This is a genomic window from Gluconobacter sp. OJB, from assembly GCF_039638275.1.
Taxonomy (GTDB): Bacteria; Pseudomonadota; Alphaproteobacteria; order Acetobacterales; family Acetobacteraceae; genus Gluconobacter; species Gluconobacter cerevisiae.
The window spans coordinates 1837219-1857672 of sequence record NZ_JBDIWH010000001.1; the positions used below are offsets into that span (position 1 = coordinate 1837219).

Genomic DNA, 20454 nt, shown 5'->3' on the forward strand with positions numbered 1-20454 from the left:
GGGTAGGGGCTGAAGGGTGAATGCCGTTCTTGACCCCATAGCGGCCCTTGGCCGCGCCGCTCTCGGCCTTATCAAGCAGGCAGGTGCTCTGGCCCTGTTCGCGCTGGAGGCTCTGTCGCATCTGGTGCGACCGCCCTTTTACTGGCGGATTTTCTTCTCCAGCCTGATAGAGACGGGGTTCTTCTCCCTCCCCGTCGTGGCGCTGACGGCCCTGTTTTCAGGCGCTGTGATCGCACTTCAGTCCTATGTGGGCTTCGGGCAGTATCATGTGCAGAGCGCGATTGCCGGGATCGTCGTCCTTGCCGTGACCCGCGAACTTGGCCCTGTTCTGGCCGGCCTGATGGTGGCCGGACGCGTGGGCGCGGCCATGTCCGCCCAGATCGGCACCATGCGCGTGACCGACCAGATCGACGCGCTCACCACGCTATCCACCGATCCGATGAAATATCTCGTGACGCCGCGCCTTCTGGCCGGGACGCTCGCGCTGCCCTGTCTCGTGCTGGTCGCGGATATTCTGGGCGTGATGGGCGGTTTCACGGTTTCAGTCGCCAAGCTCGGCTTCTCGCCCTCGACCTACATCACGGCCACGCTGGACTCGCTCAAGACGATGGATGTCGTCGTCGGCCTCGTCAAAGCGGCGGTGTTCGGATTCCTGATCGCGCTTCTGGGCTGCTATAACGGCTATAACAGCCGTGGCGGCGCAGAAGGCGTGGGCTCGGCCACGACAGCCGCTGTCGTGGGCGCGTCCATCCTGCTCCTGCTGTTCGATTATCTCCTGACAGATCTGTTCTTCTCACAATGAGCAATTCCCTAGGCATCCCAAAGATCCGCATCCGCGGCCTGCACAAGGCTTTCGGCTCCAAGATCGTGCTTGATGGCGTGGATCTCGATGTTGAAGCTGGCACGTCCATGGTCATCATCGGCGGGTCCGGCTCTGGGAAATCCGTCCTGCTGCGCTGCATTCTCGGTCTGATCGAGCCCGACGCCGGGACAATCGAGATCGACGGCGAAAACCTGCTGACGGCTTCGCGTTCCAAGCAGGATGCCCTGCGTCGGCAGATCGGCATGCTGTTCCAGAACGGTGCCCTGTTCGACAGCATGAGCGTTGGCGAGAACGTGGCGTTCGGCGTTCGCGCCAAGCATTCCGACCGCAATGGCGCGACCCCGTCCCGCACGCAGGCACTGCAAATAGCCGGAGGTCTGCTCGAACAGGTGGGGCTGGACCCGTCCGTCGGCGAACTCAGCCCGTCTGAGCTTTCGGGCGGTATGCAGAAACGCGTGGGGCTGGCGCGCGCCATTGCGGGCAGTCCCAATATCATGTTCTTCGACGAACCCACGACCGGGCTGGACCCGATCATGGGCGCCGTCATTGACGGGCTGATCGTGGACTGCGTGCAGAAACTCGGCTCCACCGCCATTGCCATTACACACGATATGGCCTCGGCCCAGCGGATCGGAAACCGCGCGGCGATGCTCTACCGCGGGAAACTGATCTGGCAGGGCGAAGCGTCCGAGCTCATGAATTCGGGCAACGCCATGGTCGATCAGTTCACCCATGGCCGACGCGAAGGCCCCATCACCATGGAACTGCGCAAATGAGCCTCCTGTCCCGTTTCTCGAAAACCGACCCCATTACCTGGAAGCGCCTCGGGCTGAGCTATCTGATCGCCCTGCCGTTCATATTGATCATGGTCAACCACAAACCAGCCCATCCGAACGTGCTGCTCCAGTTGCTTGGATTCCTGCTGATCCTGACCATCTCTCGGCGGGTAGCACAACTGATCCTGCGAACGCGGGAGTAAGGATTTCGGGCTCTGCCCGAACCCGGCAGGGATCTCGATCCCTGCACCCTGAATATGGCTTCCAAAGATCAAGACCTTTGGTGGGGTTCGGGGCAAAGCCCCTGCTGGATCAGCAAAAGAACGCTCCCTATATGTAGAGACGTAGCGTTCCCCGAACCTGAAAGACCCAGCCTTGGCCAAAAAGCCGACCACCCGTTACGTCTGCCAGAACTGCGGCGCCACTTATCCGAAATGGAACGGGAAGTGCGAAGCCTGCGGCGAATGGAATACGCTGGTTGAAGAGACGGTCGAGCCGACGGCCCGCAAGACCGGAAAGCTGAGTTCCGGTCGTCTCCAGACCGTCCGGCTGGATGGCGAAACGCGCCCGCCCCCGCGCATTACGACCAGCATTGCTGAACTGGACCGCGTTCTGGGCGGTGGGCTGGTTCCGGCGTCCGTGGTGCTGGTCGGTGGTGATCCGGGCATCGGCAAATCCACGCTCATGCTCCAGACCACCTGCGCGCTCGCGCGGTCGGGGCATCGCGTCCTGTATGTTTCGGGCGAAGAATCGGTGGACCAGATCCGCATCCGCGCCCAGCGGTTGGGTCTGGACCGCGATCCCAAAATGCTGGACTCGCTGGATCTTGCGGCCTCCATCAATGTGGGCGAGATCGTGGGCTCGCTGGAGCAGGACCGGGCGCATACGGTCGTGGTCATCGATTCCATCCAGACGATGTGGCTGGAAAGCGTGGAAAGCTCGCCAGGTTCGGTCTCACAGGTGCGGGCGAGTGCGTTTGAGCTGATCCGGCTGGCCAAGACGCTCGGTTTTGCGCTGATCCTGATCGGGCATGTCACGAAGGAAGGTTCCCTCGCCGGGCCGCGCGTGCTGGAACATATGGTCGATGCGGTCATGTATTTCGAAGGTGATCGCGGGCATCAATTCCGTATCCTGCGCGCGGCCAAGAACCGCTTCGGCGCGACGGACGAAATCGGCGTTTTCGCCATGACCGATATCGGGCTGACCGAAGTGCCCAACCCGTCCGCGTTGTTCCTTGCGGAACGGCGCGGCAATATCGCGGGCTCGGCCGTTTTTGCCGGTCTGGAAGGGACGCGTCCGGTTCTGCTGGAAATTCAGGCGCTGCTGTCTCCCAAGGCCGGGGACGGTGCGCCGCGTCGGGCTGTTGTGGGCTGGGACACGTCGCGACTGAATATGCTGCTGGCAGTGCTGGATTCGCGTTGTGGCCTTAAGCTCGCGAATATGGACGTTTATCTGAACATCGCAGGCGGCCTACGCGTGAACGAACCCGCTGCCGATATGGCAGTGGCCGCAGCCCTTGTGTCCGCCGCGACGGGCCATCCGACCTCCCCCAGTGCGGCCTATTTCGGCGAGGTTGGGCTTTCGGGCGAAATCCGACAGGTTAGTCAGGCCGATCTGCGTCTCAAGGAAGTCGCCAAGCTGGGCTTTGGCGAGGCCATCCTGCCCCGGCGCGTCTCGGCGGCGTCCGCGCGGGTCAAGCCGCCCGCAGGCCTGAAACTGCGCGAAATCGGGCATCTGACGGATCTGGTCGGGCTGTTTTCCGACAAGGACGAATAACAGAAGCTCTCAGAAGCGGAAGACGACATTGGATTGGGCGTAGCTTCCGCTTTTGCCGCCCGCCGCATGCAGACCGTTCGAGGCCATAAACCGCGCGCCATAGATCTGCCAGGTCAGGTGCCGGTTGAGCTGGAGCTTAAGGGACGCCTGCGGCACCACGCCAATATAGCCGCCATGGTAGGTTTTCGAGAATGTATAAGGGCCGGATGAGTTCCAGATCGCACCGTCCGCGTTCTCCCGCCACATGAACGGCACCTTGAACTGGAGGCTCGCAAAGCCTTTCCACGGCGTGACGCTCAGGACCGGGGAGAGGCTGACGAGGTTGGAGGGCTGAATATAGGTCGTGGTGTCCAGATAATTCGTCTGCGGATTGAAAGGCGCCATATAGGTGCGGACCGGCCCGTCCGTTCCGTTGGCGCCGCCGGAATACAGATCCGCCTGAACGCCGATGAACGGGTGCAGGGGCGAGGGCGTATGGCGATATCCCACGATCGTATTGACCGAATAAGCCTGCACATCGCTCTTCTTCGCGCTGCCGGATTTCTGGAACGTCCCGTCCTGATAGAGGCCGCCGAACGAATATTCGAAAGAGGCGGCGGTGCCGTACCAGCGGAAGCCGACATTCCCACGTGAGGACGTGCCTTTCAGGGCACCGGATGCGAGCGGGACGACGGACAGGCTGCCGCCATAGCGATAGCCGTAATAGAAAATATCCAGAAAGGAATGGACGGTCTCGCTGCCAATGGAAAACTGCGGCATGAGTGCCGTAATATCTCCGCCATACAAGCGGGTGCCGTAATCTTCCGTATCGTGGAACATCAGGGTCGCGTCGGTTTTGGTCTGGACGAAATCGAAGGCATCCACGCGGATATTGGGCCAGATCGCATAGATGCGCCCGCCATTCCACGATAGCGGCACATTGGGCGTTTCGCGGTTGTACAAAACATAAGACGGCGCATCGAGGAACTGCTGACGACCGAACATGAAGCCGGCCTGCGTGCCAGCAAGCTTGCCCTTGAACTCGATGAAAGCCTGCTGGAGATCCAGCCGCTTGCGGTACGTCGTATTATAACCGAAGCCTTTCCATCCTCCCGCATCCGCATTGATAAGCTGTCCGAACAGCCTTACATGCTCGCCCAGATGCAGGTCCGCGCCATAGAGGTTCCGCACGCCGAAACGCCCGGAATTGCTGTTGCCCTTTTTTCCCAGAAAAGGCGCCTCCTCATACCAGTTCCGCAAACGCGTCTCGCCGGAGACAGACAGCCAGATCGTTCTCGCATCGTTTAATGCGATGAATTTGAGCGGATCGAATGGATCGTCCCGGCGCTTTTTATCGCGCAGAAAGCTCCACTCTTCCGCCCAGGGGGCCACACCGTAACGACCGACCGGCCCGAAGCCTGCTGATTCGCCGTTGCCATAACTGAACGCCCCCCACGGCCCCTGCCGTCCCTGCGGCGCATGATTCTGACTGGCCACAACACGACGCGGCTGCCCTACAACACCGGCATGCGGATAGTTCTGAATGGGCGGTCGTTCCGTGGAAGGAACGTGGATCCATTCTTCCAAATGTGTCGTGGGGGCCGTGGGCGAGGACGGATCGGCTGCCATTGCCAATGTTGGTGCACAGAGTTCAAGTGTCATCAGGGCCAGAAGGAACCGGTTCCGATATGAACGACGACACGACATGCCCTGAAAACTCCAGACGGGGTTTTCAGAACCTTATGCCGTGCGGGAAAAACATCAATCCTGATAGTTTTAAATAAAAATAACTATTTTATTTAGGATTTAATCCAACCGGGTAATGTCCATCTGTCCGCGCGTCAGATCCCGCAGCCAGTCCGTGATGAACTCAGCCTCCTCGACCGGCACGGCCAACGTCATCCAGGCGCCTTCGGCGTCGAACTCGCATTCCGTCCGGCTTGCCCGCCAGCTTTCGATCTTGGACTCCACCATCGCATAGCTGGAGAACGGGCAGTGAAAGCGCAGCGGCACGGTTTCGATCCGCTCAATCCGCTCCGCTTCACGCAAACAGGCCGAAGCCGCGCCGCCATAAGCGCGCACGAGCCCCCCAGCCCCGAGCTGCACACCACCATACCAGCGCGTGACGACGATCATGACATTGTCGAAATCCTGCCCTTCGATGGCAGATAGGATGGGCCGTCCTGCCGTGCCGCCAGGTTCACCATCATCACTGCACCGGAAGCGCTGACCGGTTTTGAAGGCCCAGCAGTTATGGGTCGCATCCAGCACGGCAACGTCACGGAAGAAGGCCATGGCGGCCGCTTCGTCTTCCACAGGGGCTGCGGAAGCCCGGAAAACGCTGTTGCGAATCACACTTTCATAGGTCGCGGGGGCGGGCAGAGTCCATGTCATGGCTTTCCTTCTGCATCAGGATCGCCGAAATGTCAGGATGGGGTAGGGAAACGCTACCTGTTCTGTTAAGGGTAGCCCCCATGTTTTCGGATCTGACTGGTCGGCTGAATGCCGTCTGCGCGCGTCGTGCGCCCCTCGTTCTGGCGCTGTTCGCACTGCTCTGTGCCGCCAGTGTTGCCCTGAGTGTTACGCGCATCAGCGTGACCACAGACACGAGCAAGATGTTTGCCAACAGTCTGCCGTGGAAAAAGCGGAGCATGGAGCTGACGCGCCTGTTCCCGCAGGACAGCAACCAGCTCGTCGCCATCCTCGACAGCCGCATCCCCGAACAGGGACGCATCGCGGCACGGGAGCTTGCGGCCACGCTTTCGCAGGACCACACGCATTTCAAGACGGTCAGCCTGCCCGGCGACAACCCGTTCTATAACAGTCACGGCTTCCTGTTCCTTGATACGAAGGATCTGGAGCCGCTGCTGGATTCGATCGTCTCCGCCCAGCCCTTCCTCGGCACGCTGGCCGCTGATCCGTCCGCGCGCGGGCTGTTCGGCGCTCTTGGCCTGATCGGTGAAGGCATCAAGGCCGGACAGGGTATCCCCAGTGGCTTCAACGGCGCGCTGGACGGTTTCGCCACCTCCCTGACACAGGCCGCGGACGGCCATCCGCAGGACATGTCCTGGCAGAACCTGCTGATCGGCAAGCTGGCGGAACTGGGCTCGCGATACGAGTTCGTCGTCACGCAGCCCAAGCTCGATTACAGCTCCTTCCAGCCCGGCGAGGGTGCCACGACCGCCATGCGTCAGGCGATCAACAACCTTGAATTCGTGAAGACGAAACAGGCCACAGGCATCATCACCGGTGAAGTGAAGCTGTCGGACGAAGAGTTCTCTACCGTCGCTCACGGCATGGTGCTGGGGCTCATCATTTCGCTGGTTCTGGTTGCAGTCTGGCTGATTCTTGCGGTCCATTCCCCGCGCGTCATTATTCCCATCCTGCTGACCCTCATCAGCGGCCTGCTGCTAACGACCGGCTTTGCTGCGCTGGCTGTGGGTGAGCTGAACCTGATCTCGGTGGCGTTCGCTATCCTGTTCGTCGGTATCGCGGTCGATTTCGCCATTCAGTACACCGTGCGCCTGCGCGGACAGCGTAATGCGAACGGCTCGTATCCCTCCCTGCATGACGCCATCGTCCTGACGGGTCAGGAGAGCGGTGCACAGATCCTTGTCGCAGCCCTCGCCACGGCGGCGGGCTTCCTCGCTTTCTATCCCACGAGCTTCATTGGCGTGGCGCAGCTCGGGCTGATTGCAGGTTTCGGCATGCTGATCGCCTTTTTCTGCACCATGACGCTTCTGCCAGCCCTGCTGTCCGTCTTTCGTGCAAAGCTGGGTCGTGGAGAGCCGGGCTTTGCGTTCATGGCGCCTGCCGACGAGTTCCTGCGACACAAGCGCCGCAAGGTCGTCGGGGTTTTCGCGCTTCTGGGAATCGTGGGGCTGGCCCTCATGCCCCTCCTGAAATTCGACGCCGATCCGCTGCATACCAAAGACCCCAATACCGAAGGCATGCGGGCGCTGCACCTGCTGGAAGCCAACCCGCTCACCACCCCTTACAGCGCTCAGGCCCTGGCCCCGAACCTGACCGATGCAGCGAAACAGGCCGCGGCGTTCTCGAAACTCCCCAGCGTGCATGACGTGCTGTGGCTCGGCGCACTCGTTCCTGATGACCAGAAAACCAAGCTGGCCATGATCGAGGATACCGCCTCCATCCTCCTGCCGACAATTACGGTAGCCAACCCCGAACCCGCACCGGACGCAGCAGCCATTCGCGCCGCCGCCGTCGATGCCGTCCAGAAGCTGGATGCCGTGAAGGACCAGCTTCCCACCCCGCTGGAGAAGATCCGTCAGGCGCTGCACACACTCTCCACGGCACCGGACAACACGCTGCTTCAGGCCAGCACGGCCCTGACGCGCTTCCTGCCGGACGAACTCTCAATGCTGCGGATGGCACTTCAGCCAACCGCAGTCACGATGGAGAACATTCCGCAGGATGTGCGCCGCGACTATGTGCTGCCCGATGGCCGTGCACGTCTGACAATCCACCCCAACGGCCAGATGTCCGAAACGCCGGTGCTGCACCGCTTCGTCAGTGAGCTGCGTTCGGTCAACCCGGATGTTGCTGGTCCCGCGATGGAAATCACGGAAAGCGCCAATACGATCGTCCATGCCTTCAAGGTGGCGGCCATCTGCGCGCTTATCATGATCGCCATCATCCTGCTGGTCGTGTTGCGCCGCCTGCTGGATGCGGCGCTTGTCATGGCCCCCCTACTGATGTCGACCCTCCTGACCGTCATCCTGATCGTCACGGTTCCGGAGACGCTGAACTACGCCAACATCATCGCCCTGCCGCTGCTGCTGGGCGTGGGCGTGTCGTTCAACATCTATTTCGTGATGAACTGGCGCGAGGGCGTGAAAGGCCCGCTGACGTCTCCTACGGCGCGCGCGGTCCTGTTCTCTGCCCTGACGACCGCGACGGCCTTTGGCTCCCTTGCGCGTTCCGGTCATCCGGGGACCGCGAGCATGGGACGCCTGCTTCTGATGTCGCTTGGCTGCACGCTGATCTGCACGATGGTGTTCGTCCCGGCCCTGCTCCCCAAACGGCCCACCGACGAGGCCTGATTACAGAAACCCTTTACTGACGTGGTTTGCCGGAATGTGACGGACATTCTGGCAACCGTGCGTTTCCTCGGGGGTTGAGATCTTCTGCAACGGAGGATCTCCCCTTGACCACAGAACAGTCAGGTCTGCCGCGTGGCATCGATCATGTCGGCGTCACCGTCCCGGACATCAACGCCGCCATCCGCTTTCTTGAAGAAGCGTTTGGCGCAGTTGCCCTCTACCGGAACGTCACCCGCACTGCACCGCAGAAAGGCCCGGAGACGGAAAAAATTCTCGGCCTTCCGGGCGGCACCGTCGTCATTGAAATGTGCATGATGGCACTCGGTCATGGACCCGGCATCGAACTGTTCGAGATGAAAGGCCCCGACCAGCGCGAGGCCGCCCGTCCGTGCGATTGGGGGCTTCAGCATTTCGCGGTCTATGTCGATGACATCCACGCGGCCTGCCACCGTTTCCGGGAAGCGGGAGGCACACTTCTGACCGAACCGCAGGGCCAGCCCTCTCTCGAAGCCGCGCCGGGCAACATGTTCTGCTATGGCCGCACGCCCTGGGGCATGATCGTGGAACTGGTCTGTACGCCGCATCAGGAGCGCTTCAACGACATCGCCCCTATGAACCGATATCAGCCACCTCCGCGAAAGGAGTCGAACGCATGATCCGCTTTCTCCCCCTGATCGCAGCACTCGTTGCAGCAACAGCTTTCGGTTCCGCGCATGCTGCCGATCCTGCGCCGCCAACGGCCTGGTACTGGCATAACTGGACGGACCATGACGGGATCAGTCACATGACCCACTGTCCGTTTCATAATTACGATTTAAAAACTATGTCCAAACCTGCAGGGCAGCAATGGCAGGATCATGTGCATGAAGGCAATGCCCGGATCATTTCCACCGTGCAGCCCGCGCACTGGGACGGAAGCTGGCATCCCGATCCGAAGGTTCAGTGGATTATCCCGCTGAAAGGCTCCTGGTACGTTACGGCCATGGACGGAAAAAAGGTTGTCATGGGTCCGGGCGACATCTCTCTCGGCGAAGACCAGATGAGCCGCAAGGATACGAAAGGACATATCGGTCATTTCGCTGGCAACGTAGGAGACGGGCCAGTCACACTGATGGTCATCCAGACGGACGAACAGCCGACCACAGATCAACCCTGCCGTTTTCATTAAGGTTCAGGAATGGTCGCACATTCTGTCGTCAGAACGCGCGATCACTCCCCAAAAGAGAGCAAACGCAAAAAACAATAATAACTTTTATATTTAGTTGTTAGTAACTCAAAAGCTGCGTCCGAATCGTTTTCCCTTTGTTTTTCATAGGGTGACGACCAATGACAATTTTCAATATAAACTATTTTAAATCGCTACTAAGTTTCGGTTATGATTTTGCACAACATGATTCATGACAATGAGAAATCAAAAAATAATTTCGTTGATACATAGAGGTTATTTTATAATATCAAAATACAAAATACATATTGATGAAATATTTTTAATTTAAGTGGTATTGAGATTTTTGCCACACAAATAGAGAAATATCATTGCGTTTTTTTATTTATTTAATTCAAATCAGATTTTTTCCTGTTTTTTATATTTATATTTACTTTATTCTTTCTGAATTTCTTTGAAATAAAACCACCAAATACGAGAATGTGACATAAGCGCAACGCCTTTCATGACATGTGACAGACATGTTGCATTTTCGTAGCAGGAGCATTGCACACCGTTTCGATTTCCGATGAACATGTCGCCAGAGATACAAAAATTTTCTTGCGACCTTATTCGAGAAGGGACAGCGGCCGCGATGAACACCTCTGTGCAACACTCACTCAAAAGACGCACTCCTGCGCCCCGGACAGTTGTCCGGATGTTCCTGATGGCTGGTATTTCATACAGCGTTCTGCCCAGCGTCAGCGCTCATGCACAGACCAGCGCGACAGCTCCCACCAAGCATGCTGCCGTTCATAAAAATGCTGCCAAGAAAAAGGCACACACAACGAACGCTCCGACAGCGGCAGCTCCGGCTGTCGCTCCCGTCAAAACGACGGCTGCGGCAACCCACACCAACAGCAAGGCCGTGCAGGAAGCCGAAGCCTCTGCTGAAGCTGAAAGCCTGAAGGTCGCTGAAACAGTCACGGTTACCGGTACGCGTCTGTCCCAAACCCGCCTGACAAATGTCATGGCCGGATCATCGCTGTCTGCAGACCAGATCAAGAAGCGCGGCTATACCGATATCGGCATCGCTCTGATGCGTGAAAACCCTGCTTTTGGCGTCGGCGATAATACGCCGATCGGTAGCCAGGGCAGCTTCGGCGCCGGCCAGTCCTTCACGTCCCTGTTCAACCTCGGCAGCCAGCGGACCCTGACTCTGATCGACGGCATGCGCATGGTGGGTGGTTCAACCGCCTCTCTGTACGGTGCCGGTTCGGGCTCACAGGTCGATATCAGCGCCATTCCGACGTCTCTGCTGAAGGGCGTGGATACCAAATTCGGCGGTGCGGGCGCGGCTTATGGTGCAGACGCCGTTGCAGGTGTGGTTAACTACCAGCTTGACGATCACTTCACCGGCGTGGACTTCAACGCACAGGGCAACTGGAGCCAGAAGCTCGATGCCCCCGGCGAGAAGATCACTTTCAAGGCCGGCCATGATTTCGATCACGGCAAGGGCGGCATAGTCTTCGATGTGGAATACCGCAATCAGGGCGGCATGCTTGACAATGATCGCATCAATCTGACTGGAAGGAACGCGACAACTTACGTTCGCGCACCTTACAACAGCACGAATTCGCCTTATATTTATGACTTCGACCGAGGTGCGCGTAATATCATTGCTACGGTCACTGGCGTTCCAGAACTGACCGGCGGGAAGGTTCCCATTTCCTACGGCAAGGTTGTGGACGGCATTGCCGCTCCCGGTGGTCAGCCGCTGATGTTCAGCAACAACGGGCAGTCGCTCGTTCCCATAAACTGGAACTATGCCACCAAAAGCGCCACGACCGTTGTCGGTGGCAATGCGACCGCACTTCAGGATTACGGACAGCTCTACACCCCGACCAACAAGCTCAACCTGACGCTGCTTGGCCATTACGATATCACCGACCACATCCATGCGACGTGGCAGGGATGGTATGCCCGTGGCACAGCGTCCAGTGAAGTCGGACAGGGTACGTGGAGCACTCCGCAGTTCAATGAACCGCTGACGATGGAAAACTATCATAACGATGGCGCCGTCAACGGCGCCTATCAGCTCAGCACGAACAACCCGTATCTTTCATCGGCTGCACGTTCGACGATCATGAATGCGCTTGCTGCCAAGGGCCTGCCGACCGACACGTTCTACATGTCGCGTCTGAACCAGGATCTCGACGGCGGGATGTTCCAAACGACAATGCAGATGTTCCGCTTCCAAGGTGGTCTGAACGGTGATTTTGATGCCGTGGGCCGTCACTTCGACTGGAAAGTCCGGGGCGAATACAGCCGCTACATGAACGACACGTGGCAGCCGTCCATCGTTGCGCAGAACCTTATCAATTCGCTCAACTCCACAACCGATGCCAGCGGCAACATCGTCTGCTCGCCCGGCTACACCAGCGCGCCTATCAAGACCCGCAGCTCCAACTGCGCTGCGTTCAATCCGTTCGGCACCGGTCAGGCCACGCCTGCAGCTGTGAACTACATCACAGCGGACGCGCATCAGAAGAATACCAACGCACAGCGTGACCTTCAGGCCGAAATCTCCAGCACGGTCATGCGTCTTCCCGCAGGCGACGTGAAGTGGGACATCGGTTACGAGCATCGTCGCGAAAGCTACAACTTCAACCCGGGTGCGTTCTCCCGCGGCTGGGAGCAGAGCGATGGGTCGTATCTGCAGTACGGCAATTCGACCGCGCTTCCGCCCACAGGTGGCGCGTACCACACGCATGAAGTCTTCGGCGAACTTGACGTTCCGCTGGTATCGCCCAGCATGCACGTTCCGGGTGTCTACAGCCTGTCCGGCACCGCGAACGGCCGTTACATCAACAACAGCATGACCGGCGGCTACTGGACTTACATGTTCGGTGGTGCCTGGTGGCCCACACAGGATTTCGGCCTGAGCGGCAACTATGCGCGTTCGATTCGTAATCCGTCCGTCACCGAACTGTTCGCGCCCCAGAGTACGGATTATGAACTAGGCATCGATCCCTGCTCGACAGCGGGCATTGGTGCGGGTCCCAACCCGGCACTGCGTGCAGCAAACTGCGCCAAAGCAGGCATCACGCAGCCGTTCGAATCCAACTTCAACAATTTTACGATTGAAGGTCAGTCTGGCGGTAACAACAAGCTGAAGAACGAAGTCTCGACCAGCTATACCGGCACACTGGAACTGCGCCCGCACTTCATCCGCGGTCTCGACTTCCGTGGCTCGTTCATTGATATCAAAATCAATAACGCCATCACGTCTCTCAGCCCGGAAAACCTGATGGATGCATGCTATGATTCAGCGTCCTACGGTCCCAGCAACGCCTATTGCAACTCCTTCCAGCGTGGAGCGGACGGGCAGCTTCAGTCGTTCACGGCCGGTTACTACAATATCGCCAACTATGAGACCCAGGCGCTGCAGGCCAACCTCACCTATGATACGCCACTGTCGCGCTTCGGCCTGTCCCAGTCCGCAGGTTCTGTCGGTCTGAGCGGTATTTATGTGCACTACCTGAAGAGCCAGCAGACCTACCTGGGCAGCACCTATCTGCTGAGCGGTACGACGAGTGCGCCCAACGACAACTTCACGTTAAACGCGAACTATATGCGGGGCCCGTTCAGCCTTCAGTGGCAGGCGCTTTGGTATGGCCCGTCCAATTACGCGGTTCAGGTTCCTGACAACTACTATGCTGCCAATAAGCGTCCTTCCTGGGCGTACTTCAACCTGACACTCGGCTATGACATCACCAAGAACTTCAGCGCCAACTTCATGGTGAACAACATCACCAACGCGCTGCCGAAATATCCCGGTACGGTCAGCCTGAATCGCTACTACGATGCGATCATCGGTCGTTCGTTCCAGATGAACCTCGGCGTTCATTTCTAATCGTCTGATCAGACGGAACACTGAAAAAAGGGGGGCTTCGGCCCCCCTTTTTGTTTCTGAGCAGTATTTGAGACAACGCCGACAAGAATCCAGTCCGGCGCTAGAGATGTGTCATGGACAGCGAAGCACCTAGCCCAGAAGGGCAAGTCTTTCCGTCAGCAAAAAATAGAAAGCGTCTGCCTCAATATCATTGATCCATAACGCGTTCGGAACGCGATTGGTGACGTTCCACAGATCCACGACACTCTGGCCCATGCACAGCGGCGCGTCGACCTCGATCTCCACATTACAGCGCAGCCCCGAGAAAAGCTGCGGCCACAGCAGGAAGCCGATGGTGAGTGGATCATGCAGCGCACCGCCCTCCCAGCCATATTTGAGCTTCTCGAACCGGTCTTCCGCACCCAGCATCCGCACGACCATGTCCGTCACGGGCGAGCCGACCGCCGCAATCGGCTTCAGACGGGCTGGCGTGGCGATGGCGCGATGCGTCACGTCCAGCGGCAGGAGCGTAATGGGGATGCCGGCGCGCATGACGATGCGGGCGGCATGTGGGTCCACGAAGAAATTGAATTCGGCGGTGGGCGTGATGTTACCGCCCTCGCGCTGGGCACCGCCCATGGCCACGATCCCCGCGATCCGCGAGGCAATATCCGGCGCATGGGTCAGGGCCAGAGCCAGATTCGTCATCGGGCCGAGGCAGACAAGCGTGATCGTGCCCTCAGGCTCACGGCGCAGCAGGTCCACGAGATGCGTTGCAGCATCAATCGCCTGTGGACGCAGCGTCGGCTCCGGCAGATTGGCGCCCGCCATGCCCGTTTCCCCATGCACATGCTCGGCACTGATGGGCGCACGATGCAGCGGACGGGCCGCACCCGCGAACACCGGAATATCGGTCCGGCCTGTCAGTTCAAGCAGGGCGCAGGCATTTTTCGTCGTCAGGGCGACGGGAACATTCCCGGCGACGGTCATGATGGCCTCGACCGCCAGTTCCGGCGAGGCCAGCGCCAACAGGATGGCCACGGCATCGTCCTGACCCGGATCGGTATCGATGACGATGCGGCGGGGTGCGGTCCCGGTGGAGCTGGCCTGTGTCATCATGCGTCTTCTTCGGAATCCTTGATCCAGACCTCAACCGGTCCCGTGACCTTGATCGTCATCGGACGGCCACGACGGTCCGTGGACTTGCCGACGGCCAGACGCACCCAGCCTTCGCTGATGCAGTATTCCTCGACGGTGGTGCGTTCTTCGCCCTTAAAGCGGACGCCGATGCCGCGCGACAACAGCTCTTCGTTATAATACGGGCTGTCCGGGCTGGCGGAAAGACGATCGGGAATGGTGTCGGTCATGGCTATCCTCGTTGTATCAGATCCGATCAGGTCGGACCGGCGCGTCAGAGGTCTTCTCTGTAGCGCCGGATGGGCGGCTCTCCAAGTCCGACACCGGATATGGCCGCTCCCACAGGACGCAGAGCACTGCTATGAGAGACGCTTCTTGTCGGAGACAGACCGCCCATGCCGTACCGCTCTTTTCGCCATAAACCGCTGACCGCCCTGACATCGCTCGTCATGCTTCTGACAGCCGGAGCCGCCCTGTCCGGCTGCGCCTCGGATGATGATGGCGACAACTGGTCCGTCAGCGCACCCGTCTCGGCGGGGCAGGCGATCCGGCTGGATTCCGTGCCGTCCCATGAACCGGCTTCGGTTTATCGCCTGACCTATCGCAGTACGGATGCGCGCAACCCGCATCAGCTCGTCCGTGTGTCGGCACAGGTTCTGGTCCCGCACGGTCCGGCTCCGGCGGGAGGCTGGCCTGTTCTGGCCTGGGCGCATGGAGAGAGCGGCCTGCACTTGACCTGCGCGCCGTCAGTGATGGGAATCGGCACCGTTCAGGCCCGTTTCTATGATGGATGGTTGCGTCAGGGCTTTGCGATCGTCGCGACCGACTATCCCGGCATGGGTGAGCCCGGCGCACCGCTTCTGCTGAATGCGCGTTCGGAAGGCATGAGCGTGCTGGATTCCGTGCGCGCGGCCCGCGAACGCCTCCCGGACCTATCGGACAACGTGGTGCTGAACGGCCATGCACAGGGTGGACAGGCGGCTCTGGCGGCTGCGGCCATGGCCTCGACCTATGCACCGCATCTGCATATTCTGGGCACGATCGCCGCCGCCCCTCCCTATCTGGACGAGCAGGCAGCGCAGGAACTTCTGCATCCCGCCAATCCGCGCAGCTTCTCCCCGGCCGTACCGGAACTTCTGACGCTCGGGCAGTCTCTGGTCGAGGCCGATCCGTCCACCGATATCAACGAGGCCTTCACGCCCCGGGGGCAGCGCCTTCTGCATGATGCGGGCTCCATGTGCGCTTCGGATTTCTTCCCGATCGCCAAACGCTCCGGCCTGACGCCCGCGACCCTGCTCGAACCCGAAGCGGGCCGCGTGCTGGCCCCGGCATTTGACTGGGCGAAATATCCGGGCTTTTCCCTCCCGTCGCCTGTCCTGATCGAATCAGGCGCGCAGGATCTGCACACCTCCACAAGCCAGCAGAAACGCCTTGTCGCGCGCCTCTGTGCCGCTGGGACGCCCGTGACGCACCGGATTCATGATGCCAGCCATAACGGCACGCTCGCCGCCATGATCACGGAAGCGCATAGCTTCGCCGGGCAGCTTCTTGCAGGCACCAAGCCCCGTTCGGACTGTAACGCTCCGGGGTAAGGCTGAAGACGCGGGATGTTTTTCCCGTTCAGGGGTCGCTTCATGGAAACACTCTGTTAGAATCGCTTCCATGAATATCCTGATTACAGGGGCCGCATCCGGAATCGGACGCGGTCTTGCCCTGAAACTGGCCCGTCCGGGCGTTTCCCTGCATCTGTGCGATCACGCTGAAGACGGCCTGATGGAAACGGCCCGGCGCTGCAATGAGCAGGGCGCAACATCGGCGCCGGTCGTCCTGGACACGCGCGATCGACAGGGCATGGGGGACTGGATCGCTGCTGCGTCGCAAAAGCGACTCGACATGGCGTTTCTCTGTGCAGGCATCACGGGCGGACTGCCTCATACGGCCAGCGACGGTCTGCTTCTGGAACGTGAAGAACGCGTCCGTGACATGCTGGACATCAACCTGACGGGAACGCTCAATACGTTCTTTCCGGTTGTCACAGCCATGCGCGGACAGGAGCGAAACGGCGAAAACCTGCGCGGGCGTATCTGCGTGATGGCGTCCGTCGCGGGGTTCGTCTGCTACCCCGGCACACCGTCCTATTCCGCATCCAAGGCCGCTTTGGACCGTTTCATCGTGGCCAATGCGGCGCGGCTGGGTGGTTTCGGCATCAGCCTGACCAGCGTTTGTTGTGGGTTTGTCGATACGGCCATGGTGAAGGGAAACTGTTTCCCGATGCCGGGTCTGGTCTCCACGGAAGAGGCCGTGCGCCGGATCTTGCGTGGAACACTCCGCCAGACGCGGCGGGTGATCTTTCCGGCATGGCTGGTCATGGGGTCCCGCCTAATGGATCTTCTGCCGCCCCGTCTGGCGGAACGCTATTACGTCACCCAGCCCTCCGCCCAACCGTCAGGCATGCCGGACTTCTGACGGCCCGCACACTGAAGAACTGACATTTTGTGTCCTATCAGTAATGACCTGAAACGCGGTTTTGTGGATAAACTGACCGCATGAATTTCTGCCGCCTGTTCATCGACCGCCCGGTCGCCACGACACTGATGTCCGTTGCCATCTTCATGGCAGGCTTCATCTGCTATCCGCTCCTGCCCGTCGCCACGATGCCGGACATGACCACGACGTCCATCATGGTTGTGGCGACACAGCCGGGCGCTGACCCGCAACAGATGGCGACCTCCGTGACAACGCCTCTGGAGCGCAGGCTCGGCTCCATCGCGGATCTGGAAAGTATCGAATCCGACACCAGTGCCGGACAGGCAGAGATTTTTTTGGAATTCTCATCGTCGCGGAACATCGACGGCGCCCTGCGCGACACACAGGCGGCCCTGCGCGCCGCGCGCGCTGACCTGCCGACCGGGACCATGGATGCCGATCCGCAGGCCTTCAAAATGGATGGCGGCGGATTCCCGGTCTATCTGATGAGCCTGACCGGGGATCAGAAAACACAGGCCGAACTCTACGATATCGCCAATATCCGCATCAAGCCGCTACTGGCCGAGGTCAAGGGCGTGGGACGTGTGGAAGTCGTGGGATCGACAAATCCCGCCGTACGCGTCGAACTCAACCCCAACCCGCTCTATAAATGGGGCATCGGGCTGGAAGATATCCGTACGGCACTCGCCTCGGCCAATGCCTTCACCCCCAAGGGATTCATCGACAGCCACGGCCAGCGGATGATGCTGTCCACCAACGATCAGGCCATCAATGCGGCCCAGTACCGGGACCTGATCATCGCATACCGCAACGACTTCTATCCCGTCCGGCTGAGCGACATCGCCACCGTCACGGACAGCGTGCAGGATGTGTATCAGACCAGCTATATCAACGGACACCGTGCCGTCACGCTGGTCGTCACCGCCCAGCCACATGCCAATACCGTGGCCATCGTGGACGGCATCAACGCCAATCTGACGCATCTGCGCGACGCCTTGCCTGGGGATGTCAATCTGGTCGTGGGCCTCGACACGTCCCGCTCCATCCGCGCGTCACTGGCGGATGCGCGACTGACGCTGATCCTGTCCGTCGTGCTGGTCGTACTCGTGATCCTGCTGTTCTTCCGCAAGTTCGTCACGACACTCATTCCGGCCGTGACCGTCCCCATCGCGCTGTCCGGCACGCTGGCGGCAATGGCGGCGTTCAACTTCACGCTCGATGTTCTGTCGCTCATGTCCCTGACCATCGCGGTCGGTTTCGTCGTGGATGACGCCATTGTCGTGCTGGAAAATATCGCCCGGCACATGGAAGAGGGAAAAGACCGTTACACGGCCAGTCTGGTCGGCTCTTCGGAGATCGGCTTTACGGTTCTGTCGATCAGCGCCTCTCTGGTCGCTGTCTTCATCCCACTGCTGTTCCTGCCGGGCGGAGCGGGTTCGATCATGTTCGAGTTCTGCATGACGATGATTTCCGCCATCGTCATCTCCATGTGGCTCTCCCTCACGCTGACGCCGATGATGTGCGCGCGAATGCTGGAAATCGACCATGGCGACCAACCCCGCAAAGGCGTGTTCGGCTACATCGCGTTCCTCACGGAAACCTCGCTGGACTGGACACTGAAGCAGTATGGCCGCTCCATGCACTGGTGTCTGCGTCATCCAATTCTGATGGGTATGACCCTCCCGCTGAGCTTCGTGTTGCTGATCGGTTCCGTCATGCTGATGCCCAAGGAATTCATCCCGTCACAGGACATGTCGCTGCTGGCGGGGCGCATCAAGGGCGACCCCACAATGTCCTTTCAGGAAATCGATCGACGCCTGAGGGAAATCGGTGCCATCGTCCAGACGGACCCCGATGTCACGTCCACCACCATTTTCAGCGACGATAAAAACAGCGGCGAGCTTTATATCCATCTGAAGGAAAAGGACGAGCGCGCCTCCGCCGAAACCATTCTGGACCGCATCCGCAAACGCGTGCCCAATGAGCCCGGAGCGGACGTGTCGTTCTGGAGTGTGGGCGGCAGCAGTCAGGGCGGCAGCAGTTCCAAAAATACAGGCAGCTATCGTTACGTCCTGCGTGGAGACAACGTCTCGGACCTGTTCGGCTATATCCCGATCCTGCTGAACGCCCTGCGTGCCTCGGGAAAGCTGGTCAACATTTCATCCACGACCGAGGGGCAGTCCGCCGCCGCCTACATCACCGTCCAGCGCGATACGGAAGCGCGCTATGGCGTTACGCCGCAGTTGATCCAGAACGTCCTGTACGATTCCTACGGTCAGGCCATCGTCTCCACGATCCACCTACCCACGACCGAACACCGCGTGGTCATGGTACTGGCGCCGAAATACCGGATGGACCCCGAGACACTCCGTCAGGTCTGGATTTCCACCTCCGCCGGTACGGCTGCCGGTGGCGTGGCCTCCAACCTGATCCGCGCCCGCAGTGACTCCAGCACCTCCGCCAGCAGTTTCACATCTCTCGCAACGGCCTCAATCCAGAACTCGCTGGCCAACCAGCTTTCCGGCAACACGTCCAGCGGTTCCGCCGTCTCATCCTCGATCGAAACCATGATCCCGCTGATGAATGTCGCGTCCATCCTGTGGAAACCGCAACCCCTCGATATCACCCATCGCGGCAACTACTATTCGGCCAACATCTCGTTCGATCTGGCAACGGGTGTGAGCTACAATGATGCGGTCGCGCTGATCAAACAGACCATGCAGAACACGCACGCCCCCGATGGCGTGCTGGGTGACTTCACCGGAACAGCCGGCGATACGCGCAAGCTCATGGTCAACGGCGCGCTGGCGTTCCTCGCTGCCATTGCCGTGATGTATATCGTTCTGGGCATTCTGTATGAGAGCCTGATCCATCCCATCACAATCCTCTCGACCCTGCCCTCCGCCGGGATCGGCGCGGTTCTGGGGCTGTGGATTGCGGGAGAATCGTTCAGCATCATCGCCATGATCGGCATCATCCTGCTGACGGGCATCGTCAAGAAAAACGCCATTCTCGTCATCGACTTCGCCATCCATGCCGAGCGCGTCGAAAAGCTTTCTCCGAAGGATGCCATCTTCAAGGCGTCCATCACCCGTTTCCGCCCCATCCTGATGACATCCCTCGCCGCCGCACTCGGTGCGGTCCCACTCATCATCAGCAATGGTTATGGTGCGGAAATGCGCCGCCCGCTGGGTGTCTCCATCCTCGGTGGCATGGTCGTCAGCCAGCTTTTGACGCTTTACACCACACCAATCGTCTATCTGTGGATGGATGCCATCGGCGCAAAAACGAAGCGTCTGTGCCACTGGCTGCTCGGCCTGCTTCGCAGACACAACGCCTCCACCCCTTCCGCCAGACGGACCTAGAGGGATGGA

15 protein-coding genes are annotated in these 20454 nt (G+C 59.7%); 11 read left to right on the top strand and 4 right to left on the bottom strand.

The window, feature by feature from the left end:
- Nucleotides 1-16: 16 nt before the first annotated feature.
- The 4 genes from ABDK74_RS08460 to radA all read left to right on the top strand — a co-directional run bounded on the left by ABDK74_RS08460 (nt 17) and on the right by radA (nt 3375).
- The gene (locus ABDK74_RS08460; RefSeq protein WP_062029251.1) at nt 17-802 is read left to right on the top strand and encodes an ABC transporter permease; all 786 of its coding nucleotides are present in this window, start codon (nt 17-19) and stop codon (nt 800-802) included.
- A complete protein-coding gene (locus ABDK74_RS08465; RefSeq protein ID WP_346003468.1) occupies nt 799-1599 on the top strand; it encodes an ATP-binding cassette domain-containing protein in 801 nt (266 codons plus the stop codon). The genes ABDK74_RS08460 and ABDK74_RS08465 overlap by 4 nt, the downstream gene beginning before the upstream one ends.
- Nucleotides 1596-1802, top strand: coding sequence for a hypothetical protein (locus ABDK74_RS08470; RefSeq protein WP_346003469.1), 207 nt, complete (start codon nt 1596-1598; stop codon nt 1800-1802). Before ABDK74_RS08465 ends, ABDK74_RS08470 begins: the two co-directional genes overlap by 4 nt.
- A gap of 172 nt (nt 1803-1974) precedes the next feature.
- Complete coding sequence (radA, locus tag ABDK74_RS08475; protein WP_099285835.1) at nt 1975-3375, top strand: DNA repair protein RadA; 1401 nt, start codon at nt 1975-1977, stop codon at nt 3373-3375.
- A 9-nt stretch (nt 3376-3384) separates the two neighbouring features.
- Here radA and ABDK74_RS08480 read toward each other — a convergent pair whose 3' ends face one another.
- Together ABDK74_RS08480 and ABDK74_RS08485 are read right to left on the bottom strand one after the other, a co-directional pair.
- Entirely contained in the window at nt 3385-4983 is a 1599-nt protein-coding gene (locus ABDK74_RS08480; protein WP_346004193.1) for an alginate export family protein, read from the bottom strand.
- A 177-nt stretch (nt 4984-5160) separates the two neighbouring features.
- Complete coding sequence (locus tag ABDK74_RS08485) at nt 5161-5748, bottom strand: YigZ family protein (protein ID WP_346003470.1); 588 nt, start codon at nt 5746-5748, stop codon at nt 5161-5163.
- A gap of 80 nt (nt 5749-5828) precedes the next feature.
- Between ABDK74_RS08485 and ABDK74_RS08490 the strand changes: the two genes are divergently transcribed.
- From ABDK74_RS08490 to ABDK74_RS08505, 4 genes are all read left to right on the top strand, one after another.
- Entirely contained in the window at nt 5829-8417 is a 2589-nt protein-coding gene (locus ABDK74_RS08490) for an MMPL family transporter (protein WP_346003471.1), read from the top strand.
- Nucleotides 8418-8521: 104 nt separating this feature from the next.
- Nucleotides 8522-9073, top strand: a complete 552-nt coding sequence (locus ABDK74_RS08495) for a VOC family protein (RefSeq protein ID WP_346003472.1) — start codon at nt 8522-8524, stop codon at nt 9071-9073.
- The gene (locus ABDK74_RS08500; protein WP_346003473.1) at nt 9070-9585 is read left to right on the top strand and encodes a cupin domain-containing protein; all 516 of its coding nucleotides are present in this window, start codon (nt 9070-9072) and stop codon (nt 9583-9585) included. The genes ABDK74_RS08495 and ABDK74_RS08500 overlap by 4 nt, the downstream gene beginning before the upstream one ends.
- 703 nt (nt 9586-10288) lie before the next feature.
- Nucleotides 10289-13477: a TonB-dependent receptor domain-containing protein gene (locus ABDK74_RS08505; RefSeq protein ID WP_346003474.1), complete on the top strand. Its 3189-nt coding sequence runs from the start codon at nt 10289-10291 to the stop codon at nt 13475-13477.
- A 129-nt stretch (nt 13478-13606) separates the two neighbouring features.
- Here the strand turns inward: ABDK74_RS08505 and ABDK74_RS08510 are convergent, their stop codons facing one another.
- Together ABDK74_RS08510 and ABDK74_RS08515 are read right to left on the bottom strand one after the other, a co-directional pair.
- On the bottom strand, nt 13607-14575 hold the full coding sequence (locus ABDK74_RS08510) for a nucleoside hydrolase (RefSeq protein WP_346003475.1): 969 nt from the start codon (nt 14573-14575) through the stop codon (nt 13607-13609).
- Nucleotides 14572-14823 (bottom strand): DUF3297 family protein, encoded by a 252-nt coding sequence (locus tag ABDK74_RS08515; protein WP_194254037.1) that lies wholly within the window; start codon nt 14821-14823, stop codon nt 14572-14574. Before ABDK74_RS08515 ends, ABDK74_RS08510 begins: the two co-directional genes overlap by 4 nt.
- Nucleotides 14824-14988: 165 nt before the next feature.
- On the opposite strand from ABDK74_RS08515, the gene ABDK74_RS08520 reads away from it, so the two are divergent.
- From ABDK74_RS08520 to ABDK74_RS08530, 3 genes are all read left to right on the top strand, one after another.
- Complete coding sequence (locus ABDK74_RS08520; RefSeq protein ID WP_346003476.1) at nt 14989-16185, top strand: lipase family protein; 1197 nt, start codon at nt 14989-14991, stop codon at nt 16183-16185.
- A gap of 70 nt (nt 16186-16255) precedes the next feature.
- A complete protein-coding gene (locus ABDK74_RS08525) occupies nt 16256-17059 on the top strand; it encodes an SDR family NAD(P)-dependent oxidoreductase (RefSeq protein WP_346003477.1) in 804 nt (267 codons plus the stop codon).
- Nucleotides 17060-17139: 80 nt separating this feature from the next.
- Nucleotides 17140-20445 carry an efflux RND transporter permease subunit gene (locus tag ABDK74_RS08530; RefSeq protein ID WP_346003478.1) on the top strand — a complete coding sequence of 1102 codons (3306 nt, stop codon included), beginning with the start codon at nt 17140-17142 and terminating at the stop codon, nt 20443-20445.
- The last annotated feature ends 9 nt before the right edge of the window (nt 20446-20454 follow it).

Coding starts and splice junctions, on each gene's coding strand:
- ABDK74_RS08465 (WP_346003468.1), top strand. CDS start 799: ATGAGCAATTCCCTAGGCATCCCAAAGATCCGCATCCGCGGCCTGCAC.
- ABDK74_RS08470 (WP_346003469.1), top strand. CDS start 1,596: ATGAGCCTCCTGTCCCGTTTCTCGAAAACCGACCCCATTACCTGGAAG.
- ABDK74_RS08480 (WP_346004193.1), bottom strand. CDS start 4,983: ATGGCAGCCGATCCGTCCTCGCCCACGGCCCCCACGACACATTTGGAA.
- ABDK74_RS08485 (WP_346003470.1), bottom strand. CDS start 5,748: ATGACATGGACTCTGCCCGCCCCCGCGACCTATGAAAGTGTGATTCGC.
- ABDK74_RS08490 (WP_346003471.1), top strand. CDS start 5,829: ATGTTTTCGGATCTGACTGGTCGGCTGAATGCCGTCTGCGCGCGTCGT.
- ABDK74_RS08500 (WP_346003473.1), top strand. CDS start 9,070: ATGATCCGCTTTCTCCCCCTGATCGCAGCACTCGTTGCAGCAACAGCT.
- ABDK74_RS08505 (WP_346003474.1), top strand. CDS start 10,289: ATGGCTGGTATTTCATACAGCGTTCTGCCCAGCGTCAGCGCTCATGCA.
- ABDK74_RS08510 (WP_346003475.1), bottom strand. CDS start 14,575: ATGATGACACAGGCCAGCTCCACCGGGACCGCACCCCGCCGCATCGTC.
- ABDK74_RS08515 (WP_194254037.1), bottom strand. CDS start 14,823: ATGACCGACACCATTCCCGATCGTCTTTCCGCCAGCCCGGACAGCCCG.
- ABDK74_RS08520 (WP_346003476.1), top strand. CDS start 14,989: ATGCCGTACCGCTCTTTTCGCCATAAACCGCTGACCGCCCTGACATCG.
- ABDK74_RS08525 (WP_346003477.1), top strand. CDS start 16,256: ATGAATATCCTGATTACAGGGGCCGCATCCGGAATCGGACGCGGTCTT.
- ABDK74_RS08530 (WP_346003478.1), top strand. CDS start 17,140: ATGAATTTCTGCCGCCTGTTCATCGACCGCCCGGTCGCCACGACACTG.